The organism is uncultured Tateyamaria sp., assembly GCF_947487805.1.
Taxonomy (GTDB): domain Bacteria; phylum Pseudomonadota; class Alphaproteobacteria; order Rhodobacterales; family Rhodobacteraceae; genus Tateyamaria.
The window spans coordinates 559,410-577,783 of sequence record NZ_CANKXW010000001.1; the positions used below are offsets into that span (position 1 = coordinate 559,410).

14 protein-coding genes are annotated in these 18,374 nt (G+C 61.5%); 6 read left to right on the forward strand and 8 right to left on the reverse strand.

Annotation, left to right across the window (positions count from 1 at the left end; genetic code table 11):
• Positions 1-2: 2 nt before the first annotated feature.
• Entirely contained in the window at positions 3-749 is a 747-nt protein-coding gene (gene pcaH / locus Q0949_RS02795) for a protocatechuate 3,4-dioxygenase subunit beta (protein ID WP_299368274.1), read from the reverse strand.
• Positions 746-1,126, reverse strand: coding sequence for a 4-carboxymuconolactone decarboxylase (gene pcaC / locus Q0949_RS02800; RefSeq protein ID WP_299368276.1), 381 nt, complete (start codon positions 1,124-1,126; stop codon positions 746-748). Before pcaC ends, pcaH begins: the two co-directional genes overlap by 4 nt.
• A 178-nt stretch (positions 1,127-1,304) precedes the next feature.
• Here pcaC and Q0949_RS02805 point away from each other — a divergent pair, with 178 nt between their 5' ends.
• The 4 genes from Q0949_RS02805 to Q0949_RS02820 all read left to right on the forward strand — a co-directional run bounded on the left by Q0949_RS02805 (position 1,305) and on the right by Q0949_RS02820 (position 5,263).
• Positions 1,305-2,789 (forward strand): aldehyde dehydrogenase family protein, encoded by a 1,485-nt coding sequence (locus Q0949_RS02805; RefSeq protein ID WP_299368279.1) that lies wholly within the window; start codon positions 1,305-1,307, stop codon positions 2,787-2,789.
• Positions 2,790-2,799: 10 nt separating this feature from the next.
• Complete coding sequence (locus tag Q0949_RS02810; protein WP_299368282.1) at positions 2,800-4,044, forward strand: Tm-1-like ATP-binding domain-containing protein; 1,245 nt, start codon at positions 2,800-2,802, stop codon at positions 4,042-4,044.
• 125 nt (positions 4,045-4,169) lie between these two features.
• Entirely contained in the window at positions 4,170-4,655 is a 486-nt protein-coding gene (locus tag Q0949_RS02815) for a twin-arginine translocation pathway signal (protein WP_299369476.1), read from the forward strand.
• The gene (locus Q0949_RS02820; protein WP_299368285.1) at positions 4,655-5,263 is read left to right on the forward strand and encodes a ferric reductase-like transmembrane domain-containing protein; all 609 of its coding nucleotides are present in this window, start codon (positions 4,655-4,657) and stop codon (positions 5,261-5,263) included. Before Q0949_RS02815 ends, Q0949_RS02820 begins: the two co-directional genes overlap by 1 nt.
• On the opposite strand, the gene Q0949_RS02825 is transcribed toward Q0949_RS02820, so the two are convergent.
• The 6 genes from Q0949_RS02825 to Q0949_RS02850 all read right to left on the reverse strand — a co-directional run bounded on the left by Q0949_RS02825 (position 5,256) and on the right by Q0949_RS02850 (position 15,681).
• Complete coding sequence (locus Q0949_RS02825; protein WP_299368288.1) at positions 5,256-6,881, reverse strand: alpha-D-glucose phosphate-specific phosphoglucomutase; 1,626 nt, start codon at positions 6,879-6,881, stop codon at positions 5,256-5,258. The genes Q0949_RS02820 and Q0949_RS02825 overlap by 8 nt on opposite strands.
• Before the next feature lie 11 nt (positions 6,882-6,892).
• Positions 6,893-8,971 carry a glycogen debranching protein GlgX gene (gene glgX, locus Q0949_RS02830; RefSeq protein ID WP_299368291.1) on the reverse strand — a complete coding sequence of 693 codons (2,079 nt, stop codon included), beginning with the start codon at positions 8,969-8,971 and terminating at the stop codon, positions 6,893-6,895.
• Positions 8,972-8,999: 28 nt separating this feature from the next.
• The gene (gene glgA / locus Q0949_RS02835; RefSeq protein WP_299368293.1) at positions 9,000-10,448 is read right to left on the reverse strand and encodes a glycogen synthase GlgA; all 1,449 of its coding nucleotides are present in this window, start codon (positions 10,446-10,448) and stop codon (positions 9,000-9,002) included.
• Between the two features lie 4 nt (positions 10,449-10,452).
• Positions 10,453-11,724, reverse strand: a complete 1,272-nt coding sequence (gene glgC / locus Q0949_RS02840) for a glucose-1-phosphate adenylyltransferase (RefSeq protein ID WP_299368295.1) — start codon at positions 11,722-11,724, stop codon at positions 10,453-10,455.
• Entirely contained in the window at positions 11,721-13,940 is a 2,220-nt protein-coding gene (gene glgB, locus Q0949_RS02845) for a 1,4-alpha-glucan branching protein GlgB (protein ID WP_299368298.1), read from the reverse strand. Before glgB ends, glgC begins: the two co-directional genes overlap by 4 nt.
• A 127-nt stretch (positions 13,941-14,067) precedes the next feature.
• On the reverse strand, positions 14,068-15,681 hold the full coding sequence (locus tag Q0949_RS02850; RefSeq protein ID WP_299368301.1) for an alpha-amylase family glycosyl hydrolase: 1,614 nt from the start codon (positions 15,679-15,681) through the stop codon (positions 14,068-14,070).
• Between the two features lie 200 nt (positions 15,682-15,881).
• On the opposite strand from Q0949_RS02850, the gene Q0949_RS02855 reads away from it, so the two are divergent.
• Both Q0949_RS02855 and Q0949_RS02860 read left to right on the forward strand, forming a co-directional pair.
• A complete protein-coding gene (locus Q0949_RS02855; RefSeq protein ID WP_299368304.1) occupies positions 15,882-16,646 on the forward strand; it encodes a type IV pili methyl-accepting chemotaxis transducer N-terminal domain-containing protein in 765 nt (254 codons plus the stop codon).
• Between the two features lie 516 nt (positions 16,647-17,162).
• Entirely contained in the window at positions 17,163-18,374 is a 1,212-nt protein-coding gene (locus Q0949_RS02860; protein ID WP_299368307.1) for an FAD-binding oxidoreductase, read from the forward strand.

An 18,374-nucleotide genomic window follows, 5' to 3' on the forward strand; every position in this document is an offset into this window, starting at 1 on the left:
GGTCACATCCCGTCCTTGCGATTTTCGAAAAAGGTCTGCCGCCGCCCGCGCAGCACGATATCGAATTTAAACGCACGGCTGTCCATCGGTACGGTCCGGTGCATGTCCAGCGGCGCGGTCAGCGCGTCGACCGCCTCTTGGGATTTCAGGGCACCGACGATGGGGCAGAGCGGGATATGCGGGTCGCCTTCGAAATACATCTGGGTGATAAGCCGTTGCGCAAACCCGTGGCCGAAGACCGAGAAATGGATATGCGCTGGCCGCCAGTCGTTCATGCCATTGGGCCAAGGGTAGGGGCCGGGATAGACGGTGTGGAATTCATAGGACCCATCGGCGGCCGTGATCGTCCGCCCGCAGCCCCCGAAATTCGGGTCAAGCGGGGCGAGGTAGCTTTCCTTTTTGTGGCGATATCTGCCACCTGCATTTGCCTGCCAAATTTCGAGCAGCGCGCCTGGAACCGGGCGAGCCATTTCGTCCAGAACGCGTCCATGCACGATGATGCGCGGGCCGATGGCAGACTGTCCTTGGGTCGCAAAGTTGTGCAGCAGATCGTTGTCTAGCGCCCCAAGGATCCCATGACCAAAGATGGGCGCGGTTTCTTCGCTAAGCGAGGAGGGAAAGGACAGAAGGGCCGCGCTTGGGCTGCGTTTGACGGAGGTTTTGTAAGGCGGCGTCAGCGCATCGGGTTGCCACGTCCGGTCGCGCGGCACGTAACCGCCGAGGCTGGGGGTGAGCGTGGGCCCGCTCATGATCCGGCTTCCATTTCCTTGAACGTCTGCTTGGCTAGTTTGATGGCATGGTTGGCCTTGGGTACGCCCGCATAGACGGCCACGTGCAGGAACGCCTGCATCACGTCATCCTGCGATGCGCCGGTGTTGGCCGTGGCGCGGATGTGCATGGGGATTTCCTCGAAGTTGCCGGTGGCGGCCAGCAATGCAAGCGTCAGCATCGACCGCTCGCGACGGGAAATCGTGTCATCGGCCCAGACTGTGCCCCATGCCCCTTCGGTGATCAGGGTCTGGAACGGCGCGTCGAAGGCTGTCTTGGCCGCTTCTGCCCGGTCGACATGCGCGTCGCCAAGAACCTCGCGGCGGGTTTGCATGCCTTGCTCTAGCCTATTGCTCACGTTGTGATTTCCCTGACTGTTACTGCGATCATTCTGGATATCCGCCCCTTTGGCAAAGGATATTCACTACATGTCAAACCCAGTGATGTGGGCAAAACCAATTGACAGGGGCGGGAACAGGATAGACTCTATAAAAATAAAACAATGGTTCAAATAGTGAGCCAAGAAGGGGGTGAAAATGGATCAAGCCTCAATTGATGCGTTGCGCGCAGCCCCTGTTGCCGCCTTTGGTCACTGGATCAACGGGGCCTCCGTGCCCGCATCGGATGGGCAGGCGATGGAGGTCCAGTCGCCCATCGATGGGACCGTCTTGACCACGGTGGCGCGCGGCACACGCGCGGACATGGACGCCGCGATTGCTGCCGCCCGCGCGACCTTTGAAGATGGCAGGTGGGCGTCGCAGGCTCCGGCTGCACGCAAAAAGGTGCTGATGCGCTGGGCCGATCTGATCGACGCGCATGCGTTGGAACTGGCCGTGTTGGGCGTCCGCGACAATGGAACCGAGATCAGCATGGCCCTGAAGGCAGAGCCGGGTTCGGCAGCCAACACCATCCGCTACTACGCGGAGGCGCTGGACAAGGTCTATGGAGAGGTCGCCCCGACCGCGGGGGATGTTCTGGGCCTGATCCACAAGGAACCTGTGGGTGTGGTTGGTGCGATCATTCCGTGGAACTTCCCCCTGATGATCGGCGCGTGGAAACTGGGTCCTGCGCTGGCGATGGGCAATTCGGTTGTGGTCAAACCTGCGGAAACCGCATCCCTGTCGCTGTTGCGCATGGTCGAGCTTGCTTACGAGGCCGGGTTGCCGCCCGGCGTTCTGAACGCGGTGACAGGTGAGGGCGCCATTGTTGGCGAGGCCATGGGCCTGTCGATCGACGTGGACGTTCTGGTTTTCACCGGCTCTGGCACGACGGGGCGGCGATTGCTCGACTATGCGGCGCGGTCCAACATGAAGCGCGTATATCTCGAACTAGGCGGCAAGTCCCCTAACATCGTCTTTGCCGACACGCCGGATCTGGACAACGCGGCCAAGGTGACGGCGGCAGGGATCTTTCGCAATGCGGGGCAAGTCTGCGTCGCGGGGTCGCGCCTGTTGGTAGAGGCGTCGATCCACGACGATTTCGTATCTGCCGTGGCGCGCCATGCCGAAGCGATGCGGGTGGGCGATCCGTTGTCCCTCGATACTGCGATCGGGGCTGTCAATTCGGCCCCGCAGTTGCAGCAGAACCTTGATTTCGTTGCCACCGCACGGGCCGAGGGCGGGCAGGTGGTGACGGGCGGCAAACAGGTGCGCAAGGAGACTGGCGGCTTTTACATGGCGCCCACGATTGTCACCGGTGTTGCACCGGGCGCGACGCTGGCGCAGCGCGAGGTATTCGGACCGGTTCTGGCCGTAACGCCATTTGACGCGGAGGGGGAGGCCGTACGGTTGGCCAATGGCACGATATACGGTCTGGCGGGGGCGGTCTGGACGTCCAACCTGTCCCGCGCGCACCGGATGGTGCGGGCAGTTCGCACCGGGGTCATGCATGTGAACACCTATGGCGGTGCGGACGGGACCGTCCCTTTGGGCGGCGTTGGGCAATCGGGCAATGGCAGTGACAAGTCGCTCCACGCGCTGGAAAAATACATCAATCTCAAGACGGCGTGGATCAAGCTTTAGGAGTGTAGGCATGACGGACAAGACGATTCTGGTTGTCGGCACCTATGACACGAAGTCGGATGAGTTGGCGTTTCTTGCGGACGTGATCCGGGGGCAGGGAGGGCGCGTGCGCACCATGGATGTGTCTGTTCTGGGGGACCCGCCCGTACCTGTGGACTATTCCAAGCATGATGTCGCGGCCGAGGGCGGCAGCAGCATCGAGGCGGCCAAGGCGGCGGGCGACGAAAATCATGCGATGCAGATCATGGCCACCGGGACCGCCCATCTTGCGTCCCGCGTCTATGCCGAAGGGCTGTTTGACGGGGTAATCGTTCTGGGCGGGACGATGGGTACGGATCTGGCGCTGGATGTCTGTGCGGCCCTTCCCTTGGGGGTGCCCAAATACATCGTGTCGACGGTGTCCTTTTCCCCGTTGATCCCGGCCGAGCGGTTGGCCGCTGACACACAGATGATACTGTGGGCCGGTGGGCTGTATGGGCTGAACGAGGTGTGCAAGGCGTCGCTCAGCCAGGCGGCGGGGGCGGTTCTGGGTGCGGCGCGCGCGGTCGTTCCGCCGGACCGTGCGAAACCGTTGATCGGGATGACGTCGCTGGGCAAATCGGCCTTGCGCTACATGGTGCCGCTGAAACCGGCGCTGGAGGCACGGGGGTTCGAGGTTGCGGTGTTCCACGCAACGGGCATGGGCGGGCGCGCGTTTGAGGCGCTTGCCGATCAGGGCGCGTTTGCCTGTGTATTTGATTTCTGCACCCAGGAACTGGGCAACCACATTCATGGGTCGAATATCTCCGCAGGGGCCGGGCGGTTGACCCATGCGGGCAAGCGCGGGATTCCGCAACTGGTTGCGCCGGGGTGCTATGATCTGGTGGATCTGGTCGGGTGGCAGCCACTGCCCAAGAAATGGTCCGGGCATCTTAGCCATGCGCACAACCGGTTGCTTACATCCGTCGTACTGAACACCGCGGAACGCCGCGCTGTGGCACAGGCCCATGCGGAGCAACTGGCGCAGGCGACAGGACCGGTCGCGGTGCTTTTGCCGCAACACGGGCTCGGTGAATGGGACCGCGAAGGGGCGGATCTGCACGATCGCGCAGGTCTTGACGCGTTCCTGTCGGCGTTCGAGGGCGCAATGCCCGCACATGTCGACGTGCACCGCATCGCGGGGCATATCAACGATCCCATCTTTGCCGAAACAGCGCTGAGCATCTTTGATGCGTGGTGTGCCCGAGGGGTGGTGGCGCCTGCCATCGGCAAATGATCGCCATGTCGCCTTGCCTCACGATCCTGTGACTGCAAGCCCGTGTCTTGCAGGGTGTGATCTCTCGACTTAAGGGACCATGTACTATGTTCGAAGGTGACAGGATCGAACAGGAGATCACGGGTATGACCGATTTCGTGCCAACGCGCAGACAGGTGATGGCCTCTGCCGGGGCTGTTCTGGCCACGGGTTTGTGGCGGCCCGTGCTGGCCAACGGGCTGGCACCTACGCCGACCATGCGAGGCGGGGCCAACAATTACCGTCCCGGCGCGCCCATCGTGGAGCGGATCGGCGGCGGCGGGTTCTGGATGTCAGGTACGGTGCGGCGCGCGGGCGATGGTGCGCCGCTCGAAGGGATCCGTATCCAGATCTGGGCGCACACGACCGAAGGGCACGAGCGCGACCCTCAGAGCCACGGCGCGACGCTGACAGATGCACGAGGTGTCTTCCGCCTCGAGATGCCGCAGATCGTGCCGGCCTTTGGGCAGGCGCACGGGCATCTGGCCTATGATGACCCCGAGTTTGACACGGTGTTCCTGCGCCCCGTGATGGCACGGTCCAGCGATACCAGCTTGCAGGCCGATTTCGTGCTGAACCCCGCCGGGGCCTGATGGCGCGCCCTGCGGCGTCCTTGTGGCGCACGGTTGCGATCTGGGGGCTGTTGGCGGTTGTTCTGGTTGTACCGCTGGTGGCGGCGGCTGGCAGTCCGCTGCTCGCGTGGCGCGACCCAATTTATATTGCCGCGAGTTTTGCAGGCGTGCTGGCGCTGGCCGTTCTGGTGTGCCAGCCGCTGTTGGCAGGCGGAGATCTGCCGCGCCTCTCCCGGCCTGCGGGTCGTTTGGTGCATCGCGTGCTGGGGGCTGCGGTGGTGGGGCTGGTGCTCGTTCACCTGATCGGGCTGTGGCTGACCAGCCCGCCGGATGTGGTGGATGCGCTATTGTTGCGGTCACCGACCCCGTTTTCTGTCTGGGGCGTCGTGGCGATGTGGGCGGTTTTTGCAGCGGCTCTTATGGCCACACTGCGCCGACGCCTCAGATTGCACCCCGTCACGTGGCGCCGCGTGCACACGGCGCTTGCCGCGGTGATTGTATCCGCCACGGTGATCCACGCGCTCCTAATCGAGGGCACGATGGAGCCTGTGACCAAGATCGCCGTGAGTATCGCGGCCCTCGCAGGTGCCGCGATGGCGCTGTGGCGTGTTTGGCGACGGGTCAGGTGATCACGTCGGGGGCCGTGCGGTCGGTATGGGCGGCGATGCCGATCACGGTTTCGGCGGCGGCGATCACATCGGCCAGCGCCTCTTGGGGGTCGAGGTTCAGCTGCTCGGTATCCAGCTTTTCCAGATAAAGCCGCAGGGTTGCGCCGCTGGTTCCCGTGCCCGACAGGCGCACGACAAACCGAGCGCCGCCTTCGAAAACGACGCGGACGCCTTGGCGTTCGGACGTGCTGCCATCGACCGGATCCAGATAGGCGTAGTCATCGGCATCGATGACGGTCAGCGGGCCAAAGGTCTGTCCGGGAAGGTCGTGCAGCTTGCCGCGCAAGCCGGACATCAGGGCATCTGCCTTGTCCGTCTCGATCGCTTCGAAGTCGTGGCGCGAGTAATAGTTGCGTCCGAATCGCGCCCAGTGATCCTGCATCAATTGCGGCACGGATTTGCCCGTGGTGGCCATGATGTTGAGCCACATCAGAATGGCCCACACGCCGTCCTTTTCGCGGACATGGTCCGAGCCTGTGCCAAAGCTTTCCTCGCCACAGAGCGACACCCGCCCGTCATCCATCAGGTTGCCAAAGAATTTCCAGCCCGTGGGCGTTTCATAGCAATCGATGCCCAGTGCCTCGGCCACACGGTCAACGGCGGCCGAGGTCGGCATGGACCGCGCCACGCCCTTGAGGCCACCGCTGTAGCCTGGGGCCAGATGCGCGTTGGCGGCAATCACCGCAAGGCTGTCGGACGGGCTGACATAGCAGCCGGGGCCGACGATCATGTTGCGGTCGCCATCGCCGTCCGACGCCGCGCCGAAACCAGGGGCTGCGTCCCCCATCATTTCGGCCATCAACTCGTGCGCCCAAGTGGGGTTGGGGTCGGGGTGCATGCCGCCGAAATCGGGCAAGGGGGTTCCATGTGTCACCGTGCCTTTGGGCGCGCCGAGGGCGTCTTCGAGGATGGCGCGGCCGTAGGGGCCGGTGATCGCGCACATGGCGTCGAACCGGATTTGCATGCCGCCCGCGATCATCTTGGCGATGGCGTCAAAGTCGAACAGGCTGCGCATCAGGTCGACATAGGCCGACACCGGGTCGACAATTTCGACCTCCATCGCGCCAAGCTGCGTAGTGCCCAACTGGCTGAGGTCCACGGGCGCGCCTTGCCAGATGTAGTAGGCGTCCAGCGTTTCGGTCCGTGCATGGATGGCGTTGGTCACAGCTTCGGGGGCGGGGCCGCCATTTGGCATGTTGAACTTGATCCCGAAATCTTCGTCGATGCCGCCGGGATTGTGGCTGGCCGACAGGATCACGCCGCCATCGGTGCCACGGGTGCGGATCAGGTTGGACGCGGCAGGCGTAGAAAGCAGCGCGTTTTGCCCGACAATGGCGCGCGCGGCGCCGTTCGCCTCGGCCATGGCGAGAATGGTTTGCGTGGCGGTGTCATTGTGAAACCGGCCATCGCCGCCGACCACGAGAGTTTTGCCCGCAACGCCGCCGACCCCGTCGAACATCGCCTGGACAAAGTTTTCGAGGTAATGCGCCCCCATGAATACCCGCGTTTTCTTGCGCAGGCCCGACGTTCCCGGCTTTTGCCCGGCAATGGGGGCGGTCGTGATCGTCGTGCGGGTCATGTCATGTCCTTTCAGGCAAGTGGGGTCAGCGTGAACACGCAGACCGATGCGGCCTCCACTGCGACGGATGCGCCGTAAATGCAGACCTCGCCGTCCTGGGGCGCGGCGGTATCGAGTATCTTCTCCCAAGTCTTGTCCGGAACGCAAGGCGGCAGTGCCACGTCGATGGCGTCGCCTGCGTTGAACACAAGGAAAATCACATCGTCCGAGGCGGCATAGGGCGGTGTGGTGGAGGAGGTGCGCAACTCCACGCAGATTGCCTTGGTTGTCGGACTTTCCCATTGTTCACGGGTGGGCGCGTTGCCGTTGGGCAGGCGCCAGAACACGTCCGGCTTGCCGTCCTTGCTGCGCGGGCGCGAGTGCAGGAAGCGGGTTTGGCGCAGCACCTTGTTGTCGCGGCGCAGTCGGGTCAGGCGTTTGACGAAGTCGAGCAGGTCTTCGTCACGGTCGGCCCAATTGACCCAGCCCAGCGGATTGTCCTGTCCGAACGTGTTGTTGTTGCCGTTTTGTGTATTGCCGATTTCGTCACCTGCCAGCAGGAATGGCGTGCCCTGCGACAGGAACGACGTGGCAAGGAAGTTGCGCTGGCGCTTGCGGCGCGCGGCGTTGATGTCCGCATCGTCGGTCGGCCCTTCGACGCCCATATTGTCGGAATAGTTGTCGTTCTTGCCGTCGCGATTGTTCTCGCCGTTGGCCTGATTGTGCTTGTGATCATAGCTGACCACGTCACGAAGAGTCATGCCGTCGTGGCAGGTGACGAAGTTGATCGACGACGTTGCGGCGCGCCCGGAATGGTCAAACGTGTCCGCACTGCCAAGCAGGCAGCGGCCCAGTTTCCCGGTCAGCCCATCGTCGCCACGCCAGAACTTGCGGATGCCGTCGCGAAAGCGGTCGTTGAATTCCAGGAACGGATGCGGCCAGTTGCCAAGCTGGTAGCCGCCGGGGCCGAGGTCCCACGGCTCTGCGATCAGTTTGACCTTGTTCAGAACGGGGTCCTGACCCAGCGCATCGAGGAACCCGCCATTGCGGTTGAACCCTTCGGTTTCGCGCCCGAGCACGGTAGCGAGGTCAAAGCGGAAGCCGTCCACATGCATGACCTCGACCCAGTAACGCAGCGAATCCATGATCATGCGCAGCACCATGGGATGTCGGACGTTCAGCGTGTTTCCCGTGCCAGTGTCGTTGATATAGTACCGACCGTCATCCAGCAGACGGTAGTAGGACAGGTTGTCCAACCCGCGAAACGACAGGGTCGGGCCAAGGTGGTTGCCCTCACCGGAGTGGTTGTAGACCACATCCAGGATGACCTCGATCCCGGCAGAGTGGAACCGCCGCACCATCGTCTGGAATTCCCAGATGCCCGCCGCGTCCATGTAGCGCGGTTCCGGCGCGAAAAAGCCGATGGACTGATAGCCCCAATAGTTGCTGAGGTTGGCGTCGATCAGGAATTTGTCGTCGAGAAAGGCGTGTACCGGCATCAGCTGAACGGTGGTCACGCCCAGTTTGGTCAAATGGTCAAGCACCGGCTCGCTGGCCATGCCGAGAAACCGGCCCCGTTCGCTGCGGCGCAGGCCGGGAAATTCGGCTGTCATGCCTTTGACATGCGCCTCGTAGATCAGCGTTTCGGACATGCTGGTTTCAGGCGCGGTGTCCGAGCCCCATTGGAAACTGGGGTCGACCACCACCGACCGCGGCACATAACGGGCGCTGTCGCGGCGGTCAAAGCTGAGATCGGCGGCCTTGGCGCCGATTGTGTAGCCCATGACCGCATCGTTCCACGCCAGATCCCCGATCACCCGTTTGGCGTAGGGGTCCAGCAGCAGTTTGTTTGGATTGAACCGATGGCCGTTTTCCGGATCATAGGGCCCATGCACGCGGTAGCCATAGGCCGTGCCCGGCGTCAGGCCCGCGATGTAGATGTGCCAGACGTCGCCATCGCGTTCCATCAGCGGGATGCGCGCGATCTCGATCCAGCCATCGTGGTCAAACAGGCACAGTTCCACCCGCTCTGCATGTTCGGAGAACACCGCAAAGTTGACGCCCTCGCCATCGAATGTCGCCCCGATTGGCGACGGGCGCCCGGCAGACATGGAATGGTTTTTCAAAGACTTGGGCAGGTTATGTTGAGCTGCGACGTTCATCGGTCAGTTTCTCATAAAGGGCGGCATAGGCCGCTGACGAGGCCTCCCACCCCAATGCCTGCTTCATTCCGCGTTTTTGCAGTCGGGTCCACCCCGATTTGTCCGAAAACTGTGCAATGACGCGGCGCAGACACTGTGAAAGCCCCATTTCATCTATGGGGTGAAACTGAAAACCCGTGCTGACACCGGCGGTCTGGGCCATGATGTTGTGGTCGATGACGCTGTCGGCGAGGCCACCCGTGGCCGCAACAACCGGCACAGTGCCGTATCGCAGACCATAGAGTTGCGTGAGGCCACATGGTTCGAAACGCGAGGGCACCAGAACCACATCGCCGCCGCCGAACATGCGATGCGACAACGCCTCGTCATAGCCGATGCGCAGGCCGACCTTGCCGGGGTTGTTCCGCGCCAATATGCGCATCTGGTCTTCGATCACCGGATCGCCGCTGCCCAGAATGGCCAATCCGCCACCCGCCTCGACGAACTGATGCGCCGTGGCGGCAATGAGGTCCATGCCTTTTTGCGAGGTCAGGCGGCTGACCACGATGGCCAGCGGGCCTGTGATGCGCGACAGGCCGAACTCGGACACCAGCGCCTTGCGGTTGGTGGCCTTGCCCTTGAGCGAGGTCGCGGAATAAGCGGTGATTTGCGCGTCGGTGGCCGGGTTCCACACATCCATGTCGATGCCGTTGAGGATCCCGCTCAGATCGCCCGCGCGGGCGGCCATCACCCCTTCGAGGCCCATGCCAAATTCGCCGCGCATCAGTTCGCCAGCATAGGTGGGGCTGACCGTGGTGACAGCGCCCGCATCGACGAGACCGGCCTTGAGCGTGCTGATCTGGCCCCAGTATTCCAATTTGTCGGAGGTAAATTCAGACAAGGGCAGGGCCATCGTGCCCAGCATGGCGGCTGGGGCCAGTCCCTGAAAGGCGATGTTGTGCACTGTCATCACGCTGGCCACATCCGTGACGCCGTTGAGACGCAGATAGGTGGGAGCAAGGCCCGCTTGCCAGTCATGGGCGTGCAGGACGTCGGGACGCCAATTGTCGCTTAGGCCCTCGGCTGCAATCTGGGCCGCAGCAAAGGAAAGCGCCGCAAAGCGCACAGGATTGTCGGGAAAGTCGGTTGGGTTGCCATAGGGGCCACCCGCGCGGTCAAATAGGTGCGGCGCATCAAGGGCTAACACGTCGATCCCCGCCTCTGACCCCGCCAGCACTCGCGCGCGCCCGCCCATCAGGTCGTCGAATGCGAACACGACCTCCGCTGCGCCCGCTTTGTCCGCCACTCCGGGATAGGCGGGCAGGAGGGTGCGCATATGCCAGCCCTGCGCCTCGAGGCTGCCGGGCAGGGCGCCTGCCACATCCGCAAGGCCCCCCGTCTTGATCAGGGGAACGCATTCGGACGTGACGGACAGCACCTTTTTCATGGGATCAGTCCAGAGCGGCCGCACGTGCGTCAAGCATGGCCTTGGTGATCAGGACGATCCCGTTATCCGTGCGCCGGAACCACTTGCCGTCCTCTTCGGGGTCCTCGCCGACCACCAAGCCTTCGGGGATGACGCAACCGCGGTCTATCACGCATCGGCTCAACTGTGCCTCGCGGCCAACCTCGACATATGGCAAGGCAACCACCTGGTTCATTGACGAAAATGAGTGGCTGCGCACGCCGGTGAAGAGCAAAGATTCGGAGATTTCCGACCCGGAGATGATGCATCCGCCCGAGACCATCGACGACACGGCCATGCCGCGCCGCTTTTCCTCGTTGTGAATGAACTTGGCCGGTGGGACGCTTTCCGCGTAGGTCCAGATCGGCCAGCTGTTGTCATAGAGATCGAGCGGTGGCGTGAACTTGGTCAGGTCAATATTCGCGCGCCAGAACGCGTCGACAGTGCCGACGTCACGCCAATAGGGCTCCGTCTCAAGCCCTGACTGCACGCAACTGTCTTCGAACCGGTGCGCGACGGCTTTGCCGTTCTTGACGATCTGCGGGATGATGTCGTTGCCGAAATCATGGCTGGAGTTTGCGTCCTCCATATCCTTGAGCAGCAGATCGCGCAGGAATTCCCAACGGAAGACATAGATCCCCATCGAGGCAAGCGCATGATCCGGGTCGCCTGGGATGCTGGGCGGATCGGCAGGTTTTTCAAGGAAATCGGTGATCCGGTCCTTGGTGTCGCAATGCATGACGCCAAAGGCCGTCGCCTCCATCCGCGGGACGGTGAGGCACCCGATCGTGACATCCGCACCTTCGTTCAGGTGCTGTTGCAACATGATTTCGTAATCCATCTTGTAGATGTGATCACCCGCAAGGACGACAATGAAATCAACGCCATAGCTGTCGATAATATCGATGTTCTGAGCCACGGCATCGGCGGTGCCCAGATACCATTTCTCGTCATTCATCCGTTGCGATGCGGGCAGGATATCAAGGTATTCGTTCCGTTCGGCGCGCAGAAACCCCCAACCACGCTGGCAGTGGCGGATCAGGCTGTGGGCCTTGTACTGCGTGGCAATTGCCATCTTCCGGATGCCGGAATTCAGGGCGTTGGACAGGGCAAAGTCGACGATGCGCGTTTTACCTCCGAAATAGACCGCAGGCTTGGCGCGGTTGTCGGTCAGCTCCTTGAGCCGACTGCCGCGTCCCCCCGCAAGCACAAAGGCCATCGCGCGGTTCGACAAACGGTGGTTTGGTGTCGGTTTCATGTCTCGTCCTCCCCTTCAATCAGTATCACCGTCGACAATGGTGGCAGCGTGACAGATGCGGATTGGCCCTGGCCCATCCACTCTATCGGTTCGGCGCGCACTCCTCCCAGATTGCCACGCCCGCCCCCGCCATATTCGACGGCATCTGTATTCAACGCCTCGCGCCAGTAACCGGTTCCCGGCAGGCCAACACGGTGGTCGGGCCGTTCGACCGGCGTCATATTCATGATGACAACCGCGCGCGGCTCTTCCGGATCGCCAATGCGCTGGAACACGTAGACCGAGTTTTCCACGTCGCCGCCATCGATCCACGCAAACCCGCCCGGTCGCACGTCGTTGCGGTAAAGCGCAGGCGTCGCCCGGTAGAGTGTGTTGAGGTCGCGCACCAACGTCTGCACGCCCGCGTGGGCCGGTGCATCGACAAGATGCCAGTCGAGGCTTTGATCGTGGTTCCATTCTTCGCGCTGGGCGAACTCCTGGCCCATGAACAACAGCTTTTTGCCCGGATGGGTCCACATGAACCCGTAATAGGCACGCACATTTGCGAATTTTTCCCAGTCATTGCCCGGCATCTTGGCCAGCATCGACCCCTTGCCGTGCACCACTTCGTCATGGCTGATGGGCAGGACGAAGTTTTCCGAGAACGCATAGTTGATGCCGAAGGTCATCAAGTGGTGGTGGTATTTGCGGTTGATCGGGTCTTCTTCCATGTAACGCAGGGTGTCGTTCATCCACCCCATGTTCCATTTGAAGCCAAAGCCGAGGCCGCCCAGATACACGGGCCGCGACACTCCGGGAAAGGCGGTGCTTTCCTCGGCCACGGTCATGATGCCCGGCACCTCGCCGTAGACAAAGCTGTTGATGTCGCGCAGGAAGGCGATGTTTTCGTAGTTCTCGCGCCCGCCATCGGCATTGGGCACCCATTCGCCGTCCTTGCGGGAATAGTCGCGGTACAGCATCGAGGCCACCGCATCCACGCGCAATCCGTCGAGGTGGTATTCTTCAAGCCAGTAGAGCGCGTTGGAACGCATCCAGTTGACCACCTCGCGCCGTCCGAAATTGTAGATCGCGGTGTTCCAGTCCTGATGAAATCCTTCGCGCGGGTCGGCGTGGTCATAGAGGTGCGTACCGTCGAATTGCGCCAGCCCGTGTTCATCGGTCGGGAAATGCGCGGGCACCCAATCCAGCAACACGCCCAGCCCCTTTTTGTGCGCCGCTGTGACCAGCGCGCGGAATTCGTCCGGCGTGCCGTGGCGGATGGTGGGCGCGTACATCCCGATGGGCTGGTAGCCCCAAGATCCGTCAAAGGGGTGTTCGGTGATGGGCATCAGCTCGATATGGGTGAACCCCATGTCGACGGCATAGTCGACCAACGTGTCGGCCAGTTCAAGATAGGACAGGGGCCGGTTGCCTTCGGCGCGGCGCCAACTGGCCAGGTTCACCTCGTAGATCGAAATGGGGGCGTCGATGTCGTGTTTGGCTTCGCGGCCCTCCATCCAGGCCTCGTCGGTCCAGCTGTGACCAGAGATGTCGCGGACAACCGACCCCGTGCGCGGTGGATGTTCAGAGCCAAAGCCAACCGGGTCCGCCTTGAGCGGCAGCACGGTCCCGTCGGGACCATGGATCGCATATTTGTAGACGTCGCCAGCCGACATGCCGGGGACAAAGATCTCCCACACGCCCGAATGCCCCATGCGGCGCATGCCGTGGCGGCGCGTATCCCAAAGGTTGAAGTCACCCACCAGCGCGACCCGCGTGGCGCTGGGCGCCCAGACGGCAAAGTGAACGCCCTTTACGCCCTCGTGGGTGATCAAATGCGCGCCAAGGGCGGCCCAAAGCCGGTGCATTGACCCTTCGCCAATATAATAGAGATCATCATGGGTCAGGACCGGACCAAAGCGGTAGGGGTCGTCAAACGTCCACTCGGCCTCGTGATTGCGGGCCGCCAGCCTGTAGGGCTGCGCTTTGCGCAGCAACCCACAGAACAGGCCGGGCGCATCTGGCACCGGTACCAGCGCTGTGCGGGATGATTTGCCCGTGATGCATGTCACCTCGTCCGCGCCGGGGACAAAGACGTTCAACGCGTACCCGTCCGGATGGTCGCGCAGGCCCAAGAATTGAAACGGGTCGGCCAAACGCCCGGCCAGCAATGCCGCGATGATGTCGGCAGGTGGCGCGGCACGCAAGGCAGCCTCGGTCGATTTCAGTCTTGGCATAACGTGTTTATGTCTTTCTCTTTTTCCGTTCGTTGCTTTGGGAGGTGCTGGCAAACGGTCTCAATGATTTCAACCTAACGCAGTTTCTGCAAAACGGGACCCCTTGTTTACGTGCGCCTAAGTCGGGTCATGCAAACGGAGCCTCTGCGGCTGTGGTCTCCACATAGGCAAACCCGAAAGCCGGAAGCGTCAGTATATCTCCGTTGATGTCGGCGTGTCGGGGGCCGGTAAGTGACGCTGTGGGCACGAGGGTTACGGTGTGCGACGTGTCCGACAGATTGAACACACCTGTCAGGCAAGTGTCGTCGAGTGTCCGGCTGACCGCCAGCAGCGGATCCGACAAGGTCGGGAAAGTCGCCAAGCCCAGACGCAACTCGGGTCGGGCCTTGCGATAGGCCAACGCCGCGCGGTACGTGGCAAGCACGCTGTCATTCTGCGCCTCTTGATTGGAGACAGCGTGTGCGGCTTGCGGTGCTTTGACCGGCAGCCACGGCTCTGCATCCGAGAACCCGGCATTGGGCGCATCCGCCTCCCAGACCATCGGCGTCCGGCACCCGTCGCGGCCCTTGTTGTCGGGCCAGAAATCTATGTAGCCGAGGTCTGTCAGCTCGTGAAATTCGATATCTGTTTCGGTCTGGCCGAGTTCCTCGCCCTGATAAATGCCCAGAGTGCCCGGAAAGCTGATCAGCATGTTGATGGCCTGCTTGGCCACGGTGTCTTCCAAGTCCGGTGTCGGCGCCCACCGCGTCACGTGGCGTTGCACATCGTGGTTGGAGAACGACCAGCAGGGCCATCCATCGGGGGCTTCTTTCATGAACCCTTGGATGCAACGGCGAAAGTGATCGGGGCTGTGATCCGGGCTGAGCAGGGCAAAGGAATAGGCCATATGCAGCTTGTCTTCGCCACTGGTATATTGGGCCATCAGTTCAACCTGACGGATGCCGTCATCGCCGACTTCACCGATCATCATCCGGTCAGGGTACTGGTCCGTCAGTGCCCGCAGCCGTCGCAACACATCAAGGTTTTCGGGGCGCGATTTGGAGTACATGTGGATCTGTGCGCCGTAGGGATGGCCGGGCATGTCGTCATATTCAGCCGCCGGATTGTTGCGCAGTTTTGCGTCATGCACATAGAAGTTCACGGTATCCAGCCGGAACCCGTCGACCCCGCGCTTGAGCCAGAATTCCATCCCTTCGATAAGCGCGTCGACGACTTCAGGGTTGTGGAAATTCAGGTCGGGTTGTGCGGTCAGGAAGTTGTGCAGGTAATATTGCTTGCGCAGCGGGCTGAACATCCATGCCGATCCGCCAAAGACGGAGGGCCAGTTGTTGGGCGGGCTGCCATCAAGCTGCGGGTCGGCCCAAACGTACCAGTTGGCCTTGGGATTCGTGCGGTCCAGCTTGCTCTCCTGAAACCACGCGTGCTGGTCCGATGTATGCGACAGCACCTGATCGATGATGACCTTCAGACCCAGATCATGGGCACGCTGCACCAAGGCGTCGAAATCCGCTATGGTGCCGAAAAGGGGGCTGACGGCCGTGTAGTCGGACACGTCGTACCCCATGTCCTTGTCCGGCGAGGCAAAAAACGGCGACAACCAGATCGCATCCACGCCGAGGGACGCCACGTGATCCAGCCTGCGGGTGATCCCCGGCAGATCGCCGACGCCGTCTCCGTTGTCGTCCTGAAACGACCGGGGATAGATCTGGTAGATCACGGCATCCCGCCACCATTCGCGCATATTGGGTATCCTTCTGAATCGGCAATTTCTTCAAAGCAAAGCGCTTTGAATGGTAGCGCTAGTGACAGTGAGCGCAATGGTCAACTGAACATTGAATTGCACGGTTTCGCATCTGCTGCAGCGGTTTGGCACGCGAACTAACCGGTTGGTAAGACCTGTCTGGTATCCGGTGGGCGTATTGCGGAGGCAGGACAAAGCGCGTGAAGAGCTATCTGTCAGTTTTCATTCTTTGCATGGTCAGCGCTGCCACCGTGGCGTGGACCGCGGTGCCCGAAATGGAGAACGCGAAGAACCGAATCAGCCTGTCGGCCCGGCAGGGGATGCTGTCGCAACTGATCGCGCGGGACGTCTGCTTTGTGATGGCCGGGATTCAGCCGGAACGATATGCCGACAGTGCATTAAGTGCGGTACGCCAGTTCGATACGACCCTTGCAGGGTTGTTGGATGGGAATGACAACCTTCGCATCAACATGGAACAGGACCCGGCAATCCGGTCTGTGCTCTCGGGCATTGAAACATCGTGGTTCGTCTTGCGCCCAGCCAGTCAGCAGATTGCGTCAGGTGATTTGCACACGGTGCCGATGGGGCAGATGTTGATTTATGGTCAGTTGATCCTGGATCAATCTGCCACTCTCGCGGCGCGCCAGGTCACGGAATACGGGACGCAGATGCGCCCGGATCTTGGTACGACGCTCCGTGCGGCCAACCGTTTGGCCACGTACGCGATAAAGGCGTCGAATGAATACTGCCTGATCGCGCTGGACATTGACCGGGCCGGGCGCAGTGCCGCGTTGCAGCAGACCATCATGGCGATGGACGACCTGATGGTCTCGATGACACGGGGCGCGCCGGATATCGGCGTTATGCGCCCCCCGGACAGGCAGATGGAAAAACAGTTGGATCGAATTGCAACCGTTTGGGAACAGCTATCGGCGATCCTCCGGATCTCAGGCGAAATGAAGTAGACTGACGTAGATCAGGTCAAATTGGCGAACCTGAGTAATCAGATCCTTCTCGAGGTCAAAACCGTTGTGAACATGTATCTCTACCTGGCGCTGTGATGCGGAGGGCGGTCGTGCCGACCTGACAAACAAAAACCGTCCGGTGCAGGCGCGAGGGAGGAGGAACGCGTGATCCTGACCGGACGGCTTTGCTCTCTTTCGTGTCCCGTGTTGGAACGGGACGGCGTAAAGCGTAATTGCTCGACTGAGTTGACGGTAATGGCGGCATCGCAAGCGAAACAAGCATCAACCGGCGGCAGCGTCAGAATTCTTGCTGCGCCGCAGCAAGTGCACAAAAAGTGATCGCTTGTCCAAGCGCGATCGATACCGTTGCCTACATCTTGAGCATTTTCCTGTCGATTTCCGCGCAGGCGGTACGTGCGGAATTCCCAAAAACTGACTGGTGCAGGATGCATTTTCCGAGCAATGTGCGCCCGTCGCGGCTTTGAATGACGTGAATTCCAACAATCGGGTGCGCCTATGGCTCAGCAAACTCCGCAACAAACACAGTATGACGTCATCATCGTCGGAGGCGCGATCATGGGGGCGTCGGCCGCATGGTTTCTCAGCGACAACGCCGATTTTGATGGCACTGTTCTGGTCGTCGAGCGGGACCTGACCTACGAGGCCTGTTCGACGGCCCACACCAACAGCTGCATGCGCCAGCAGTTTTCCACCGAGTTGAATGTCCGCATCAGTCAGTTCGCTGCGAATTTCGTCAAGAATATCCGCAGCTATATGGGCGGTGACACACGTGTGCCTGACCTGTCGATCCACAATTTCGGCTATATGTATCTTGCCGATACCGAGGCATTTGCAGACACCTTGCGCGAAAGCGTCAGCGTTCAGAATGCCGCCGGGGCAGCGACACGCCTGATGACGCCTGATGAGATCAAGCAGGCGTACCCGTTCTACAATGTGGACGACATCGTCCTGGGGTCCATCAACACCGTGGACGAAGGGTATTTCGACGGGGCTGGCGTGTTTGACTGGTGGCGCAGGCAGTCGCGCGAACGTGGCGTGGAGTACGTACAGAACGAAGTCGTTGCAATGACACGCAACGCTGCTGGCACGCGCGTGGAAAGCGTCACCCTTGCCAGTGGCGAGGTGATCGCTTGCGGGCAGGTGGTCAACGCGTCGGGGCCAAGGGCCGACCGCACCGCGCGGATGGCAGGGATTTCAGTGCCGGTCGAACCGCGCAAACGATTTACATGGATGTTCAACGCGGCACACCCGCTGGACCGGGACCTGCCGCTGACGATTGACCCGTCTGGAGTGCACGTCCGCGAGGTCGGCGGCGGAACCTATCAGGCAGGCGGTCATGCCGATATCGACCTGGCGGTGGGCTATGACGATTACGACATGGATCATGCGATCTGGGAGAACCACATCTGGCCCGCCCTTGCGACACGGATCCCGCAGTTCGAGGCGATCAAGGTCACGTCTGAATGGGCCGGGCATTACGCGATGAATACGTTTGACCACAATGCGATCATGGGGCCGCACACAGAGGTCGAGAATTTCATCTTTCTCAATGGCTTCTCCGGTCACGGGCTGCAACAGTCGCCTGCGATGGGTCGAGGAACGGCCGAATGGTTGGTCTATGGTGCATATCGCAGCATCGACCTGAGCCCTTTCAACTATGCGCGCATCCCCGCAGGCACACCCATCATCGAAAAAGCGGTCATCTGA